Annotated in this window: 8 protein-coding genes and 2 pseudogenes; 6 read left to right on the top strand and 4 right to left on the bottom strand. The window is 57.5% G+C overall.

What is annotated here, in order from left to right; all coding sequences use genetic code 11:
* Nucleotides 1-81: 81 nt before the first annotated feature.
* The 4 genes and pseudogenes from EL098_RS22935 to EL098_RS22920 form a co-directional block, all read right to left on the bottom strand.
* Nucleotides 82-441, bottom strand: coding sequence for an immunity 8 family protein (locus EL098_RS22935; protein ID WP_126358284.1), 360 nt, complete (start codon nt 439-441; stop codon nt 82-84).
* Nucleotides 438-6,938, bottom strand: coding sequence for a hemagglutinin repeat-containing protein (locus tag EL098_RS22930; protein ID WP_126358283.1), 6,501 nt, complete (start codon nt 6,936-6,938; stop codon nt 438-440). The genes EL098_RS22935 and EL098_RS22930 overlap by 4 nt, the downstream gene beginning before the upstream one ends.
* Before the next feature lie 454 nt (nt 6,939-7,392).
* Nucleotides 7,393-8,811, bottom strand: a pseudogene (locus tag EL098_RS22925) (two-partner secretion domain-containing protein); the annotation flags it as partial.
* A 10-nt stretch (nt 8,812-8,821) separates the two neighbouring features.
* Nucleotides 8,822-10,450, bottom strand: a complete 1,629-nt coding sequence (locus tag EL098_RS22920) for a ShlB/FhaC/HecB family hemolysin secretion/activation protein (RefSeq protein WP_232012470.1) — start codon at nt 10,448-10,450, stop codon at nt 8,822-8,824.
* Between the two features lie 886 nt (nt 10,451-11,336).
* On the opposite strand from EL098_RS22920, the gene dppA reads away from it, so the two are divergent.
* The 6 genes and pseudogenes from dppA (at nt 11,337) to EL098_RS22890 (ending at nt 17,359) form a co-directional block, all read left to right on the top strand.
* Nucleotides 11,337-12,944, top strand: coding sequence for a dipeptide ABC transporter periplasmic-binding protein DppA (dppA, locus tag EL098_RS22915; protein WP_126358280.1), 1,608 nt, complete (start codon nt 11,337-11,339; stop codon nt 12,942-12,944).
* Nucleotides 12,945-13,115: 171 nt separating this feature from the next.
* Nucleotides 13,116-14,135, top strand: a complete 1,020-nt coding sequence (gene dppB, locus EL098_RS22910) for a dipeptide ABC transporter permease DppB (RefSeq protein WP_126358279.1) — start codon at nt 13,116-13,118, stop codon at nt 14,133-14,135.
* A 10-nt stretch (nt 14,136-14,145) separates the two neighbouring features.
* Nucleotides 14,146-15,048: pseudogene (gene dppC / locus EL098_RS22905) on the top strand (dipeptide ABC transporter permease DppC).
* Between the two features lie 10 nt (nt 15,049-15,058).
* Nucleotides 15,059-16,042: a dipeptide ABC transporter ATP-binding protein gene (dppD, locus tag EL098_RS22900; RefSeq protein WP_126358278.1), complete on the top strand. Its 984-nt coding sequence runs from the start codon at nt 15,059-15,061 to the stop codon at nt 16,040-16,042.
* Nucleotides 16,039-17,046: a dipeptide ABC transporter ATP-binding subunit DppF gene (dppF, locus tag EL098_RS22895; RefSeq protein ID WP_126358277.1), complete on the top strand. Its 1,008-nt coding sequence runs from the start codon at nt 16,039-16,041 to the stop codon at nt 17,044-17,046. The genes dppD and dppF overlap by 4 nt, the downstream gene beginning before the upstream one ends.
* A 58-nt stretch (nt 17,047-17,104) precedes the next feature.
* Nucleotides 17,105-17,359 (top strand): type II toxin-antitoxin system RelE/ParE family toxin, encoded by a 255-nt coding sequence (locus EL098_RS22890; RefSeq protein ID WP_126358276.1) that lies wholly within the window; start codon nt 17,105-17,107, stop codon nt 17,357-17,359.
* Nucleotides 17,360-17,381: the final 22 nt, after the last annotated feature.

Below are 17,381 nucleotides of genomic sequence, written 5' to 3'. Positions count from 1 at the left end.
CCCGTGTACAAACGGGGTAACGGGCATTTTGGGTAAAGGCTGATAGAACGATCCCGGCTCGATGGCCGGGATATCTACTACTTAAGGCTGATAATCTTCATATTCCCAGAAACTGAATCGACTTAATTTGATGGCGGCTTTTGACCAATCGCTATCATTGCAGGCAATGACCTTTTTCTCTACGTAAGAAAGGATCTCATCATAATCATATTCTTCGACAATGATCATCCCTTTACCAGACAAAGCCTTATTTGATGCTAGCTCGTTTTGAAGCCAACCTGGTGTACATACCAACATATCAAAAGCTTCAGCACCGTCTTGATCATCAGGTCCGATCATTGCTCTGATCCAACAACCAAAGTTGGCAGGATCGGTTGGCCAATAGTTTATTAAACTATCTTCCGTTTCCAGCGATCTCAGCCCTTTCAATTCAATATTCATTTAGTTATATCCAGATGTCCATTGCTAATAGGTCTTCCCGTTGGCGTCAGTTTTTGTTCAAAATTAGCCTGAACACCCGTCGTGGCATGAGGACTATTTGGCTTAGATGAAGGTGGGCGATAAACTCTCAACCCATCAGAACTTACCCATGCGGTACCATCAGTAGATACTCGATACCCTGGCCCTACCCATGCTTCACCTAATGCGTTAGCGTCCTTAGCTGTCGCCTGACCTAAACCAAAATTACCTTTGTTCCCTTTTGCCGCATCCCTCAATATACCTATCTGTTCTTCGATAGGTAGGGAAGATATATTACCGACATCGGATTTATTTGGCTGAGATTCAGCGCTACGCGCATTCTCCTCATCCTGCGGCTCCCAGCCGCCCGGCGTGCCTGAACCTGCACCGCCCAGCTCAGCTTTCTCTACTTCGGTCAGATCCTTGCCAATATTTGGCGTGGCGCTGTTGCTGTCACTGCCGCCATTCTGTTGAGCGGCAACAATCGCCATTAACACACAACTGGTGTTGGCCAGGCAGGTCTCACTTAATCCCTGCTTAACCGCTTTTGTCAGCGCCAATGCAGCCCGATCGTTGGCACTACCTTTACCCGCCTCAGCCATTGCTGCCGAGGCCATCGTCTCCTGCGCCAGCATCTGCTGCAACATACCCACGCTGGCCATATTATTGCTGAGTTCGTTCTGGCCCGCCTGCGCGCCGGCTACGGCATTCGCCGTATTGTCTCCGGCCAGGCCGCCCGCAAGACCTGCCGCCAGGCTTCCCAGCGCAACCAGCGTTTGCTTCTGCTTTTCGCTCAGTTGGCTGACCGGCACATCACCGTACAGCGCGTTTTTGATGGCTTCACCCATTATTGCCGTGGTGGCTGCACCCGCCGCGCCAGCTGCCGCTGAGTTACTTTGTGCAGCGGCGATAACGCCCGCTACCACCGCATGAGCCATCACCCGGCTGGCTTCATCCGGTGCGTACTGTTTGATAACCTCCGCGATATACGGTGCCGCCGCGCCACTGACCGCCTGACCGATATTACCACCCGCCAGCCCCTGTACCGCCGCCGTGGCTGCCTGAATTCCCTGCTGCAACGCGGAGCCGGTGCCAAAACGATTCATCTCCGCCTGGTAAACATCGGTCTTTCTCAGCTCATCCGCGCTCAGACCCGGATATTTTTCTTTCGCGGCTTTCAGTCCGTTGAGGTCACCCTGCGTCCGGGCAATATCCCCCGCCTGAACCCCAATCTCGCCGATAAGCTGCGCCTCGCGCAGCCGGTTCTGTTCTTTCTCTTTGTCGAATATCGGGCTCAGCGTCTGGTTGGCATGCTCTGCGTCGCGGCTCAGGTTCGCCACATCCTGCTGCTGTTGGTCCTTGTCGCGGATGACGATTGTCCCTTCACTCACCGCCGCCTTCGTCGTGGAGCTGGCGCTGCCGGAGCCGTTCGCCCCCACCAGCAGCCCGCTCGCCACGTTCCCCAGGAACTGGCTGCCCACGCTACCGCCCGAGCTGATGCCCGCGCTCTGGTGCTCTACCTTGTACTCCGCGCTGTTCTCGATATCCTTAAAGCCCAGCGTCCCCGTATCCAGTTTATTTTTACCGGCATCCGCCGTCGAGCCAATTACCGCCCCGTTCAGCTGCGTATGCTCGCCCACCGTCACGTCAAACCCGCCCTTCCCGGCGAAGATGCCCGTCTGCTCCTGCACCGACGCGTACGTGCTGTGCATTTTATCCCGCGAGGCGCTGACCGACAGCGACCCTCCGCCCATACTCGCGCTGCCTCCGGCGCTCATATTGCTCTGCTTCGCGTCGTAATCGTCCGTGTCCTGCTCGCTGGTCAACGTCAGGTTGCGGCCCACGTCCATCTTCACGCTGTTGCCGCTCGCCTGCGCTCCGGTCAGCGTCGTGTCCCGCCCGCTGACGATGCTGAGCTTATCCCCGGCGTTCAGCGTCGTCTCAGTATGTGAGGTGCCGGTGCCTTTCTCGTTGCCTTTGCCCTTGTTGGCGCTGGCGTTGACCGAAATACCGTTCGCCCCGCTGCCGAAGTTGAGCCCCACGCCGTAGGAGCTGCCATGGCTTTCGTTTTTGCCATCCAGTTTCTGGCTGTTTTGCGCCGACTCCAGCAGCACGTCGCGCTTCGCGTTCAGCAGCATATCCTGGCCTGCCTGCAGCTCGCTGCCCTGTACGCGAATATCGCCCTCGCTGGCCCTGATGGTCAGGTTATTCCCGGCGGTCAGCTGGCTGCCCTGGCTATGGTTCGAGGTCTGCGTCTGGGTCGATTTCGACGACTGGCTGCCCCAGGAGAGGTTCACGCCAATCACGCTGCCCGGCGAGCCGCCATCTGCATTATTCAGCTGATTCCCCTGGTACGCTTCCACGCCGCTCAGCGCCGACTGCACGCCCTGCAGCGTGGCCAGGCGGCCGTTACTCTCTTTCCGGGCGGAGTTCGCCTGGGTCACCGCCTGGTTCACCGCACTGCCCACCGTGCCGGAAAGCGCCAGCGTCAGGCCGCTGGTTTTTTGTTCGGTAATGCGAGTTTGCGTACTCTGATTTTCCGCTGCAAGAATATTGACCTCTTTCCCGGTCATCGCCAGATCCTGCTTAGCCAGCACGTCCGAGCCTTTCACCGTCAGCGCATTCCCGGAAGTCAGGTTCACGTTTCCGGCGGTGCTGCCCACCGTACTGCCGGTGCTGCTCAGTGATTTGCCGTCGTCGGTGGTTTTCAGCTCGCTCTTGCCGTAGCTCACGCCAATCCCGCCGGTGCCGGACAGGCCGGAGCTTTTCTCCTGATACTGGTAATTTTCCTGGCGGCTGTTCTCGGCCGTGGTTAAGGTCAGATCGTTTCCGGCGGCGAGGTTAACGCCATGAGTGGCCGCCACGCTGCTGCCTTTCACCGTCAGGTTATTCCCGGCCTGCAGGGTGATGCTGTCGCCGTCAAGCGTGCTGCCCAGGGCGTCCGTCGCCTTCACGTCATCATGGGTGGCGATAGTTTTCTTCGAAAGCCAGCCGCCTGAGCTTTGCCGGCTATTTTCGGTCACCTGATAAGACGACTCACCGCTGGTGATATTGATGTCATTCCCCGCCGCCATCGCAAGCTTGTCTGCCGCCGTGATGCTTGCCGCGCGGGCATTCACGTCTTGTCCGGCGCTTAACGCCACGCTGCCGTTACCGTTGATCTGGCTGCCGACGTCCGTCGTCTGAATAACGTTCCGATCATTGCCGCCACCCCAGTCGCCGGATTCAGTGTGGCTGGTGGTCACGGTGTTCAGGTTCAGTTCATTGCCGGCCATCAGCTGCGTTTTGCTGTTTTCGCCGCTGTTGCTGACCAGGCTGCCGGTCAGGCTGATGTTGTTCAGCGCCTGCAGCCCCAGCTCGCCGCCATCGTTCTGCACGAAGATACCGGCAGGGCGGTCGATCCAGGTATTGATGCCGTCGCCACGCGTGGTGGTGATGCTGTTGATGTCGCGGCCAGCCACGGCAATCAGGCCATCGCCGCCCTGCAGCGTACCGCCGATGTTATTGATATCGGTCCGCGCCTGGAGGCTGACTCGATTTCCGCCCAAATAGCCGCTATTGGTGATGTTTTCGGCGGTGATCTGCGTAACTTCGCGTCCGGTGATACGCCCGCTGTTGGTAAGGTCGTTTTTCACGTTCAGCGCAAGATTGCCGCCGGACATCAGCGCGCCGCTGCCGTCGAGGTCGCCGGGGCGCACGCGAGCATACACCTGCGGCACCAGCACGCTTTGCACCGAGCCGTCAGGAAGCGTCACGTCCTGTTTCACCAGCCAGACCATATCGCTGGTCAGCAGCGCCATTTGCTTAGGCGTTAGCGCCACACCCGGCGTGAGGCGATACTGTTTGCCAAACGCCACACCGGCATCCATCAGCGAACGGTACTGGCTCTCATCGTTATTAAACCCTTTCAGGAAGCGGTTGCCGGTCAGCTCGGTGATCTGCTCGCGGATCAGGTTTTGCTCATAGAAGCCGTCGCCCAGCCGCTTGAGGATATTCCCACCGTCCAGCGAGACCTGGCTTTGCATGTAGTCGCTGCTCAGCCACTCCCTCTGATGGGTAAAACGTGGATCGGTTTCAATCAGAAACGGAACGTCGTTGGTCGGGCGTAGCTGATAAAGGCTGTTATCGGGCAGACGAAGATCGGGCTGCGTCATGCGGATTGCGCTGTCCGGGCCGCTGGCAACCTCCACCCTTTGTCCTGACGGGGCGGTAATCGGGCGCTGCGCCAGCGCCGCATCAAGCTTGCCTGGATCAACAATGTTGGTCGTGACGCCAGTGGTATCGCGGCCAGAAATCGCCGTGCCGCTACCGCTGATCTGGGCGTTGCTCTGCCAGGCCATCTGCTTCAGGTCGATACTCTGGATAACCGGAGCAGGTTTATAGCTGCTGGTGTCTTTCCCCTGGCTGGTTTTGGTGCCGCCAATAGGCCGATGTTTCTTTTTAGCGTACCAACGCGTCTGGCTGCCGATATCGGTTATTACGCGCTCGCCGAACGTGGCCAGGTTGTTCAGCTGAACTATCGCCCCGCCCAGTAGCCCCCCGGCAATTACCGTGCTGTCGCGGTTGTTCATCTTGTTGCTGTTGATCGTCATATTGCCGCCGGCGACGATTTTACCCGGATCGGTCTCCATGACCTGCGTCTCTTTCACGGTACGCTGGTAGCTGTACTCATAAAACTCTTCGCTTTGTGAGCCGTCCGGCATCTTAGCCGTATGCACGCCGTACTTATTTTTTTGGCTGGTATCGACATTGCTCCAGTCGTAATGCGTCGGAGCTCCTTTCAGCGCCGCTTCGTGGTGCGCAGAGTTTTCCGTCTCCACCACCTGCGTTTTCAGGCTGTCGTTAAGGTTATTAATCTCGCCAATATTGAGGGTCATATTGCTGGCGGATTCCAGCGTCGAGCTGTGGTTATTGAACGTCAGCGCCTGCCCCTGGGCCTGCCACTGGTCATTAAGGCTGCCGCCGATGGCCACATCACCCGCGCTGTAAATCATCGCGTGGCCGAGGTTATTTAGCGTGCCAACGCCTAAATCCAGATGCTGCCGGGCGGCGATAACCGGCGCAGTACCGTCTCGCGCTTCGTTATTCAGCGTCCCCGCCTGCAGGGCAACGTGGTCGCCATAAATGCGCCCGGTGCCATAGTTGTTGAGCGTGTCGGCGCTGACATGCGTTAAGCCACCGTCCAGCAGCCCCCAGTTTGTCACCGTCCCGTCCACCAGCAGATGAGTTTCTCCGGCGCTTATCTCCCCGTTTACGCGGTTGAGCAGCGCAGGAACGTTCATCGTCATCACGCCGCCAGCTTTCACCAGGCCTTCGTTAATCAGCCCTTCGGCAAACGAGAAGCTGACGTTGCCGTTGGCAATAATCTGGCCGACGTTAAGCAGCGCTTTTTGCAGGTTCAGCGCCATTGCGTCCTGCGAAAGAAGTTTGCCGTCGCCGGTGGCCGACCCGGCCTCCAGGCTGAGCATCTTCCCGGCAATCAGCGTGCCTCCGCTGTTGGTCAGCGCCAGGCTCTGGCCGCCGTTCACCGTTAGCTGACTGCCGGACGAAAGCAGGCCGCGGGTATTGTCCAGGGTGCCGCCCGTGTTAAACGTCAAGGCATCGCTGCTGCGAACGGCACCATCGGTATTGTTAAACGAACCGGTATTCAGCGTGACCGACTGGCCTTCGATGCCGCGCTGTTCTGTGTGAGTGCTACCGTTGGCGATACTGGCGGCGTTAAGCGTCACGGTTTTACCGCCGCGAATAAGCCCGTTGCCGTTTTCCAGCTCATTTTGCGTCGTAACCTGCAGGTTACCCGCCGCCTGAACCTGCCCGGCGGCATTATTGAGCGTGTTAGCGGTAATGTTCGCTTCCCCACCGGCGGCAATTGTTCCCGCCAGGTTGTTCAGCGGGTTATGCCCGGTATCCAGTTGGGCATCTTCAGTGGCGACAATACGCCCGGCGTCATTCAGCAATGCGCCGCTCAGCAGGGTCAGATTCTTGCCTGAGATCAGCTCGCCGTGGCTGTTTACCAGCGCTCCGCCGCGCGTATCCAGCGACAGCGATTTGCCCGCCTGAATCAGGCCCTGCTGGTTGTTGATGCCCTCATTGATAAGCGAAAGCGTGCCGTCGCTTGCCAGCGTGCCTGAGGTGTTATTCAGCGCCAGCGTGGTCAGGCTGGCGTCTTTGCCGGAGGCGATAAACCCGCCGCTGTTGTCCAGCCCTCCGCTCTTCACGGTAAGCTGGCCCTGGCTAAGAACACCACCGTTTTTCCCGCTGTTGCGGTTAGTGAATGTGCCGCCCGCCACATCCAGCGAGAGATCGCTGCCTGCCTGGAGCAGGCCGCCGTCATTGTTTAGCTGGCTGCCGTTCAGGCTGAGGCTCTGAGCGCTGGCCATCACGCCGCCGCTGTTATCCAGCGCCCCGCCTTTGAGGCTCAGCGCCCCTTTGCCAGACAGGTTGCCGCCGCTGCGGTTGGTCAGGCTGCCACCCTGCACGTTGACGTCCAGCGTAAAGCCGGACTGGAGTGAACCCGCATCGTTATTCAGCTGACTGCCGTTGAGCTGGAGCGCTCCGGCGCTGGCGATAACGCCCTGCTGGTTGTCCAGCGCCCCCCCCGTTTACCGTCAGCGTGCCATTGCTGAAAATGCCTTTCTTGCCGCTGTTGCGGTTGCTGAGTGCGCCGCCCTGCAGGTCCAGCGCCAGCTCAGTCCCGGCCTGAACCAGCCCCTCGTCATTGTTCAGCCCGCCGCTTTGCAGCTTCACGCTTTTGCTGGCGGCGATAACGCCCTGCTGGTTGTTCAGGCTTTGCTTCGCGGTGTTGACCTCGACCGCGTTGGCCTGAATTCGCCCCTGCTGGTTATCCAGCGTCGCCCCGCTCAGCGTTAGCTTTTTACTGTTCGCAACAATGTTCCCGCCGCGGTTATCAATGCCACCGGTATGCGCCAGCGTCAGTTCGCTATCTCCGGTTTGCTGCAGTGCCCCCTGGCGGTTGGAAAGCTGGCTGGCGGTAAGGCTAAGTTTATCGGCACTCAGGGTACCGCCGTCATTGTTCAGCATTCCGCTAGTGCTAACCGCAATCTGCTGTGCCGCAACGTTCGCTTTTTGGGTGTGGACATCGCCCTGGGCTGCAGCAAGCTCTACCGAACCCGCCCGGCTCTGGCTGGCGCTAAAATCAACGCTCAAGCCCTTCGCCGTTAGCTTGCTCACCGCGATGTTCTGGCCACTAACGGTTAACTTACCCTGGCTTTGCATCGCCAGTTCGCCCGCCGCGCTGGCGGTGCCGTCCGTTTTCATCCCGGCGGCGAGCACGCCCTGGCTTGAAATGTCATTGCGTGAGGAAAGCTGTACATTGTTGCTGGCCTGGATCAGGCCGCTGTTGGTGATTGAGCCGTCGGCATTGACCACCACGTCGCCCGCCGAGGCGCCGAGGGTTCCGGCATTATGTACGCCAACGCCGGACTCCGTTCCTCGCAGCTGGATTTTATTGGCGTACATGCCGCCAAGCTGCGCCACATCAACCGCAAACTGCGGGCGCGCGCTGCCATCATCGGATTTAGCGGTAGCAGAACGATCGCTGGCGCTAACGTTATTCCGCCCGGTGGTTATCTCGAGATCTCCCGCCTGAATCGTGGCGTTCACTTTTACCGCCCGGGCAATCAGTTCGGTCGTGTCCTGACGCGAACCATCCATCCCTCGCCCCTGCACGGTAATGGTGCCCCGGTTCACGTCGTAACCGGCGATCTGCCCGTTCGACAGCTGCACCTGCCCGGTGGTCAACGTTGTGCGGTTGGCGTTGATAAAGCCGCAGCCGTTACAGGTGATCCCGGCCGGGTTGGCGATGACGATCTGCGCCTGTCGCCCCGCCACTTCCAGCATGCCGTTGAGCTGGCTTGGGTCGCGCGAGTTAACTTCGTTCAGAATGACCTTCGCTTCGCCTTTCGCCAGCCACGGGTTAGCGGCAACCATGCCGCCCAGCTGGGTTTGGGTCATCTGATGGGAGTTGTTTAAAATCGCCCCTTTCTGGTCGATATCAAACTGGGTGTATTTGTTCTGCGAAACCCCGGCCGCGCTCGGCGTCTGGATGTTGATTTGCGGCGTGCCGTTAGCGCTGTTTATGATGGTGGGCTGCTGCTGACCGGGTGCGCTGCCGTCTGCCACAATGCCAGCCCAAACCGGCGTGCTCACGCAGCCCATCGCCAGTAAAAGGCTGAAGCTAATACGCCCCAGGCGGCTCATGCAGCGGCGCTGAGTATGGCCCACGCCTTCGGAAGGAGAGGACGCCGCACGCCCCGAGGCGGCAATATCCGGGACCACCATCAGCATTCCGCGCGCTTTGTTAAACACGATGCGATAGAGATTTTTGTTCATCCTTGAGCCCTCAGTATTGCCAGTTCAGGTTGAAGCCTAACGTCACCGGATCGGTGGTAAAGCCCTGCGGTTTTGACAGCGGAATACCGGCGAAAACATCGTAGCTGGCACCCAGTAACTGGCCACGCAGCCCAACCGCGCCGCCTGCCAGATGGTTGCCTGCAAGGTAAGGGCTGCTGTGGCCGCTCACTTCCCCGTAATCCACGCCGAGATAGAGCTGCTGGCCAGGCAGCGGCGTAAACCAGCTAAATTCATTGCGAACCGTCCAGCCGTTATCTGCGCTCAGGGTACGCTCGCCGTCGAAGCCTCTCACCGTCCAGCGGCTGCCGATGGAGAACTGCTCCTGCGGCGTTAAAGGCGTGTTGGTTTTCTGCCGCATGTACTGCACGTTGTAGCGGAAGTTTTGCCCGGCCAGCGCAAAAGGCAGCTCAAGCTGGGCGTTCATCAGCAGGATTTTGCTCAGCGCCGTCGCCTCGCCAAAAGACTCTTCGGCAGCCGGAAGCGAACCAAACCAGCGGGTACCTCGCTGATAGCTGATACCGGCATCCAGCGTAGCGGCATAGATATAGTGGCGATGCTGTAGCCCCAGCTTCCAGGCGGCGGTTTTGCGGCGCTGGGCCTCTATCTGGGTATCGTCGAGAAAGTTTTTCGACTCGCGCGTAATAATGTCCCAGGTAAAGCTGGTCTTCTGGCTACCGCTACGATGCAGTACGCGGCCAAGCTGGAAGGCGAGATTATTGCTTTTGCCCCGGTAGCGGTAATCCCCGTTCAGCCCGGCGATGGTCTGGTAGTAATCATTGCTGCTGGCCGTCAGGCTGGTCATCCAGTAGCCGAAAGGCACAGCGTATTGCCCGGTGTAGTTATGCGTTCCTTTATCCCCATGCGGCTGCAGCGCTCTGCCGGCGTTAAGGTAAAGCGTATCGCTGAGGCTTAGCGGGTTATCGACGTAGAGCGTCGCTCCCCCCTGATAGCGTCCGGTACTGCGGCTGCCTGAGTCATCCAGCGACAGGCCAAGACGCCACATTCGCGACTGTTTCCAGCCCAGCAATATATCGCTCTCACCCGGCTGTTCGCCGGGAATAATTTCCATATTGGCCTGAACGCCAGGTACACGCTGAAAATTCTCCAGCCCCTGTTCAATATCTCGTAAATCAAGCAGAGCGCCGGGTTTAGCTGGAAAGCTATTTAGTAAAGAGACATAACGCCCGCTTTGCGGCGTGAATTTTACGTGCCGGATGGTGCCCGGCAAAATAGTAAGAATTAACTTACCAGAATTAAGGTTTTGCTGGGGAGCCAGTACGCGGGTAGTAACATAACCGCTATCAATAAGACGGTTTTGTAATACGCCCATTAGCGTATTAATCCCTTTTCCACCCAGGCAATGCCCCACCGCCCTGTTGGCTAATTTCTGCAGGGGTAGCCAGTGGGGTAATTTTTCACGCTGCTGCAATTCAACCTGTTGAACAGGAAAACAGGGGGTTTCCTCTGGAAAATCAAGGCTGGCTGAAGTCCGGGTCTGCGGTGAGAGCCTGACGTCCGGTACCGGCGGCGCTAGCTGCGCTTCACGAGCTCGCTGGCTCTCCTGCTGCCGAATGAGCTGTTCATCCGCCAGCGGGGCGGAATATCCAGGTTGAAGCATTGAGAATAAAGCGATGCCACCATAGACGGAGCATTTAATAACACGCACAGAAAGTCCCTTTAATTTTTATGCTTTTATTGGTGAGCAGTTCTAAACCACTGAGTGAAATAATGGAGGCTATACATTTACAACAGCGGGTTAATAAACGCATTAACAATAAAGGAAGCCAGGATGTGTAGCAGACTATGAAGATATTAAATTATTGTCAATTTCTAATTTTTAAGAATATTCTAATTTCTTAGTGCTATTTAGAAAATAAATTAATTACTTGCCTGAATCGATTTAAATTCAAATATTATCCTGACCTATTAATTTTGAGGGGGAGGACGCCTCGCCATTCTCGTCCGGCACCTCGGCGACTGTCGTCGCCAGGCCTGAAGAAGGGATATCACTCATCGTGTTTGGTTATGGAAATGCGTGGTTTTTTGCGCCACCGCTTATGATGGCGGACAGCATTTTCCGCTGTAGGCGATGCAGATCACAAAATAAATCGTGCAACAATTCATCATTTAACACAAAAATTTACCTCTTCAGGACAATCGATTCTCGCTGTGGGTTGCAAAATAATCAGTGTAATATTCTGGTAACAAGCCTTTAGCATAATTTTCCCTGCTGAAAATGCTCCCCGAAGGTTTTTTTAATCTTTGCCTGTGAAATCCCACCCTGCTTGTAAATCCCCGTGACCTGTATTGACGTTTCCTTAATCTATTGACAGATTGTAGGACGAGAGGGGCTATTTACGGACCGTCTGTGCTACCTCCATGCATGACTCGCGAAAGGAACTGCTGGCCTCACCGTCGCCTCCGGGCACACCGTACCGACCTCACACAATAACAATGGTCAGACGGTGACAAAACACAACACGACACATAATTGGAGCAGAATAATGAGTATTTCCTTGAAGAAGTCAGGGATGCTGAAATTTGGTCTGAGCCTGGTTGCCATGACCGTTGCAGCAAGCGTACAAGCCAAAACCCTGGTTTATTGTTCAGAAGGTTCCCCGGAGGGCTTTAACCCACAGCTGTTCACCTCCGGCACGACTTACGATGCCAGCTCCGTACCGATTTATAACCGTCTGGTCGAATTCAAAACCGGCACCACCGAAATTATCCCGGGCCTGGCGGAGAAATGGGACGTGAGTCCGGACGGTAAAACCTACACCTTCCACCTGCGTAAAGGCGTGAAGTGGCAGGACAATAAAGACTTCAAGCCGACTCGTGATTTTAACGCCGACGACGTTGTGTTCTCCTTTGACCGTCAGAAAAACAAAGACAACCCGTATCACAAAGTCTCTGGCGGCAGCTATGAATACTTCGAAGGGATGGGCCTGCCTGACCTGATCACCGACATTAAAAAAGTTGACGACAATACCGTGCAGTTCGTGCTGGCACGTCCGGAAGCGCCATTCCTCGCGGATATGGCCATGGACTTCGCCTCTATTCTTTCTAAAGAATATGCGGACAACATGATGAAAGCCGGCACGCCGGAAAAAACCGACCTGAACCCAATCGGTACCGGTCCATTCCAGCTGCTGCAGTACCAGAAAGACTCCCGTATTCTGTATAAAGCCTTCCCTGGCTTCTGGGGCACCAAGCCGAAGATCGATCGTCTGGTCTTCTCCATCACGCCGGACGCTTCCGTGCGTTACGCCAAGCTGCAGAAAAACGAATGTCAGGTGATGCCGTTCCCGAACCCGGCCGACATCGCCCGCATGAAAGAAGACAAAAACATCAATCTGATGGAGCAGGCTGGCCTGAACGTGGGTTACCTCTCCTTCAACACCGAGAAGAAGCCGTTTGACGACGTGAAAGTGCGTCAGGCGCTGACCTACGCGGTGAACAAAGAAGCGATCATCAAAGCCGTTTATCAGGGCGCGGGCACCGCGGCTAAAAACCTGATCCCACCAACCATGTGGGGCTACAACGATGACGTGAAGGACTACACCTACGATCCTGAAAAAGCGAAAGCGCTGCTGAAAGAAGCGGGCCAGGATAAAGGCTTCACCGTTGACCTGTGGGCCATGCCGGTACAGCGTCCATACAACCCGAACGCTCGCCGCATGGCAGAGATGATTCAGGCTGACTGGGCGAAAGTGGGCGTGACCGCCAAAATCGTGACCTACGAGTGGGGCGAGTACCTGAAGCGTGCTAAAGCGGGCGAGCACCAGGCCGTAATGATGGGCTGGACCGGCGACAATGGGGATCCGGATAACTTCTTCGCCACCCTGTTCAGCTGCGCGGCTGCAAAAGATGGTTCTAACTACTCTCGCTGGTGCTACAAGCCGTTTGAAGATCTGATTCAGCCGGCTCGCGCCACCGACGACCACAACAAGCGTGTTGAACTGTACAAGCAGGCTCAGGTTGTGATGCACGATCAGGCACCTGCGCTGATCATCGCTCACTCCACCGTATTCGAGCCAGTGCGTAAAGAAGTCAAAGGCTACGTGGTCGATCCGCTGGGCAAACACCACTTCGAAAACGTGTCCGTCGAATAATAAGTAGAGATCCCCCTCTCCCTTGAGGGAGAGGGCCGGGGTGAGGGTGTTTTAATTTCCCCCTCACCCTAACCCTCTCCCCTCAGGGGAGAGGGAATTTATATTCATTATTTGTGAGCAATACAGACGGGACAGTTACCAGGCTTTCCGTCACTACAGAGAATCCGGGATATGCTGCAGTTCATCCTCCGACGACTGGGGTTAGTCATCCCCACGTTTATAGGTATTACCCTACTCACCTTCGCTTTCGTGCACATGATCCCCGGAGACCCGGTAATGATTATGGCCGGAGAGCGCGGTATTTCTCCTGAGCGCCACGCCCAGCTTTTGGCCGAGATGGGGCTCGACAAGCCCATGTGGCAGCAGTACCTCCACTACATCTGGGGCGTAATGCATGGCGATCTGGGTATTTCATTAAAGAGCCGCCTCCCGGTCTGGGACGAGTTCGTGCCGCGCTTTAAAGCGACGCTGGAACTCGGCATCTGCGCGATGATGTTCGCCGTTGCCGTTGGGATCCCGGTGGGCGTACTTGCCGCCGTGAAGCGGGGTTCCATCTTCGACCACACCGCCGTTGGCCTCGCGCTGACCGGCTACTCCATGCCCATTTTCTGGTGGGGGATGATGCTCATCATGCTGGTCTCGGTTCACTGGAACCTGACGCCGGTTTCCGGGCGCATCAGCGATACCGTGTTCCTTGATGACTCCCTGCCGCTCACCGGGTTTGCGCTGATAGATACCGCTATCTGGGGCCAGCCGGGTGACTTTATAGACGCCGTCGCCCATATGATATTGCCTGCCGTCGTGCTGGGGACTATTCCGCTGGCGGTTATCGTGCGTATGACCCGTTCTTCGATGCTGGAAGTGCTGGGCGAAGACTACATCCGTACCGCTCGTGCCAAGGGCCTGACTCGCCTGCGCGTTATCGTGGTTCATGCGCTGCGCAACGCGATGCTGCCGGTCGTCACCGTTATCGGCCTGCAGGTCGGTACTCTGCTGGCAGGCGCCATCCTGACGGAAACCATCTTCTCCTGGCCGGGCCTTGGCCGCTGGCTCATCGACGCTCTTCAGCGTCGTGACTACCCGGTGGTCCAGGGCGGCGTGCTGCTGGTGGCGACGATGATTATCCTCGTCAACCTGCTGGTAGACCTGCTGTACGGCGTGGTGAACCCGCGTATACGCCATAAGAAATAAGGGGGCCATCATGACGCAACTGACAGAAAATAAAGTGGTGGCAGCACCCAAGCCGATGACGCCTTTCCAGGAGTTCTGGCACTACTTCAAACGCAATAAAGGCGCGGTGATCGGCCTGGTATACGTCGCCGTAATGATCTTTATCGCCGTGTTCGCTAACTTTATCGCTCCCCACGCGCCCGCCGAGCAGTTCCGCGACGCGCTGCTGCATCCGCCGGTCTGGCAGGAAGGCGGAAGCTGGAGCTATATCCTCGGCACCGATGACGTCGGCCGCGACGTCCTTTCCCGCCTGATGTATGGCGCTCGCCTGTCGCTGCTTGTCGGCTGTCTGGTGGTCGTCCTGTCTTTGGTGATGGGAATTGTGCTTGGCCTGGTCGCCGGTTACTTCGGCGGCGTGGTCGACAACATCATCATGCGCGTGGTCGATATCATGCTGGCCCTGCCAAGCCTGCTGCTGGCGCTGGTGCTGGTGGCTATCTTCGGCCGTCCATTGGTAACGCCGCGCTGGCGCTGACCTTCGTTGCGCTGCCGCACTATGTGCGCCTGACGCGCGCTGCGGTGCTGGTGGAAGTTAACCGCGACTACGTTACCGCTTCCCGCGTTGCGGGCGCTGGCCCGGTTCGCCAGATGTTTGTGAATATCTTCCCGAATACCCTTGCGCCGCTGATCGTTCAGGCGTCGCTTGGCTTCTCGAACGCCATTCTCGATATGGCCGCCCTTGGCTTCCTCGGCATGGGTGCGCAGCCGCCAACACCGGAGTGGGGGCACCATGCTCGCCGACGTGTTGCAGTTCGCGCAGAGTGCCTGGTGGGTTGTGACCTTCCCGGGTCTGGCAATCCTGCTGACGGTGCTGGCATTTAACCTGATGGGTGACGGTCTGCGTGACGCGCTCGATCCCAAACTGAAGCAGTAAGAGGTTCGAGATGGCGTTATTAAATGTAGATAAATTATCGGTGCATTTCGGCGACGAAGGCGCACCGTTCCGTGCCGTGGACCGCATCAGCTATAGCGTGAATCAGGGCGAGGTTGTCGGCATCGTCGGGGAGTCCGGCTCCGGTAAATCCGTCAGCTCGCTGGCGATTATGGGGCTTATCGACTTCCCAGGCCGCGTGATGCCGGAGAAACTGGAGTTCAACGGTCGCGACCTGAAGCGTATCTCCGAGAAGGAGCGCCGCAACCTGGTGGGTGCCGAAGTGGCGATGATCTTCCAGGACCCGATGACCAGCCTGAACCCTTGCTACACCGTTGGTTTCCAGATTATGGAAGCCATTAAGGTGCATCAGGGCGGCAACAAGAAAACCCGTCGCCAGCGCGCAATCGACCTGCTGACCCAGGTGGGTATTCCTGACCCGGCTTCGCGCCTCGACGTTTACCCGCACCAGCTCTCCGGCGGGATGAGCCAGCGCGTAATGATCGCCATGGCGATCGCCTGTCGTCCTAAGCTGCTGATTGCCGATGAGCCAACCACCGCGCTAGACGTGACCATTCAGGCGCAGATCATCGAGCTGCTGCTGGAGCTGCAGCAAAAAGAGAACATGGCGCTGATCCTGATCACCCATGACCTTGCGCTGGTTGCCGAAGCCGCCCATAAAATCATCGTCATGTACGCAGGCCAGGTCGTGGAAGCGGGCTCGTCCCACGATATCTTCCGTGCGCCTCGCCACCCGTACACCCAGGCGCTGCTCCGTGCGCTGCCGGAATTTGCTCAGGATAAAGCACGTCTGGCTTCGCTGCCGGGCGTGGTGCCGGGCAAATACGACCGACCGAACGGCTGCCTGCTGAACCCGCGCTGCCCGTATGCGACAGACAAATGCCGCAGCGAAGAGCCGGAATTAACCCTGCTGGCAGACGGGCGTCAGTCCAAATGCCACTACCCACTCGATGATGCCGGGAGGCCAACCCTATGAGTACCCCACAGGCCACCGCGCAACCGCTGTTGCAGGCCATCGACCTGAAAAAACACTACCCGGTGAAGAAGGGCTTTTTTGCCCCTGAACGCCTGGTGAAGGCGCTGGACGGCGTGAGCTTTAGCCTTGAGCGCGGTAAAACGCTGGCGGTCGTCGGCGAGTCAGGGTGCGGGAAATCCACCCTTGGCCGCCTGCTGACCATGATCGAAGTCCCGACCGGCGGCGAGCTTTACTACCAGGGCCAGGATCTGCTGGTCCCGGACGTTTCAGCGGAAAAACTGCGCCGTCAGAAAATCCAGATCGTGTTCCAGAACCCTTACGGCTCGCTGAACCCGCGTAAAAAAGTCGGGCAGATTCTGGAAGAGCCGCTGCAAATTAACACTAAGCTAAGCAAAGCCGAGCGCCGTGAAAAAGCGCTGGAGATGATGGCGAAAGTGGGGCTTAAAACCGAGCACTACGACCGCTACCCGCACATGTTCTCCGGCGGCCAGCGCCAGCGTATCGCTATCGCCCGCGGCCTGATGCTTGACCCGGACGTGGTGATTGCCGACGAGCCAGTCTCCGCGCTGGACGTTTCGGTGCGTGCGCAGGTGCTGAACCTGATGATGGACCTGCAGCAGGATCTGGGGCTGTCCTATGTCTTCATCTCCCACGACCTGTCGGTGGTGGAGCACATCGCCGATGAAGTGATGGTGATGTACCTGGGCCGCTGCGTGGAGAAAGGCAGCAAAGAGCAGATTTTCTCTAATCCGCTGCACCCGTACACCCAGGCGCTGCTGTCCGCTACGCCGCGCCTGAACCCGGACGAGCGTCGCGAACGCATCAAGCTGACCGGCGAGCTGCCAAGCCCGCTGAACCCGCCGCCGGGCTGCGCCTTTAACGCCCGCTGCAGCCGTCGCTTCGGGCCATGCACCCAGCTTCAGCCGCAGCTGAAAGACTACGGCAACGGCCAGCTGGTGGCGTGTTTTGCGGTCGATCAGGATGTTAATGGGGAACTGCGTTAACTTCTCCGACAGTAAAAAAAGGAAACCGGCGTGAGAACGTCGGTTTTTCTTTGCCGACATCTACGAATATACGTGGCGCAATTTCGGTGAGCAGCAGGCAGACGACTACACGGAAGCCATGGAAAACGTGCTGGATTCGATTGTCCGCTCCCCTTTGATGGGATGGGAGTACCCGGAGATCGATGAAAATATCCGCCGGGTCGATTATCGCCTCCACGCTATTTTTTATCGAAAACGTGAAAAGGACATTTTTATCCTGCGCATTCTCCACCAAAAAATGGAGCCGCTACTGTACTACCCGGAATACCTTTAAGTTTGCCACCGCCGTGGCACGG

This window comes from Cedecea lapagei, assembly GCF_900635955.1.
In the GTDB taxonomy this organism is placed as follows: Bacteria; Pseudomonadota; Gammaproteobacteria; order Enterobacterales; family Enterobacteriaceae; genus Cedecea; species Cedecea lapagei.
This window is presented reverse-complemented; position numbering and strand designations above follow the sequence as displayed.

Excerpts from the sequence above, each read along its gene's own strand:
- EL098_RS22935 (WP_126358284.1), bottom strand. The coding sequence starts at position 441 with ATGAATATTGAATTGAAAGGGCTGAGATCGCTGGAAACGGAAGATAGT.
- dppA (WP_126358280.1), top strand. The coding sequence starts at position 11,337 with ATGAGTATTTCCTTGAAGAAGTCAGGGATGCTGAAATTTGGTCTGAGC.
- dppF (WP_126358277.1), top strand. The coding sequence starts at position 16,039 with ATGAGTACCCCACAGGCCACCGCGCAACCGCTGTTGCAGGCCATCGAC.
- dppD (WP_126358278.1), top strand. The coding sequence starts at position 15,059 with ATGGCGTTATTAAATGTAGATAAATTATCGGTGCATTTCGGCGACGAA.
- EL098_RS22920 (WP_232012470.1), bottom strand. The coding sequence starts at position 10,450 with ATGCTTCAACCTGGATATTCCGCCCCGCTGGCGGATGAACAGCTCATT.
- dppB (WP_126358279.1), top strand. The coding sequence starts at position 13,116 with ATGCTGCAGTTCATCCTCCGACGACTGGGGTTAGTCATCCCCACGTTT.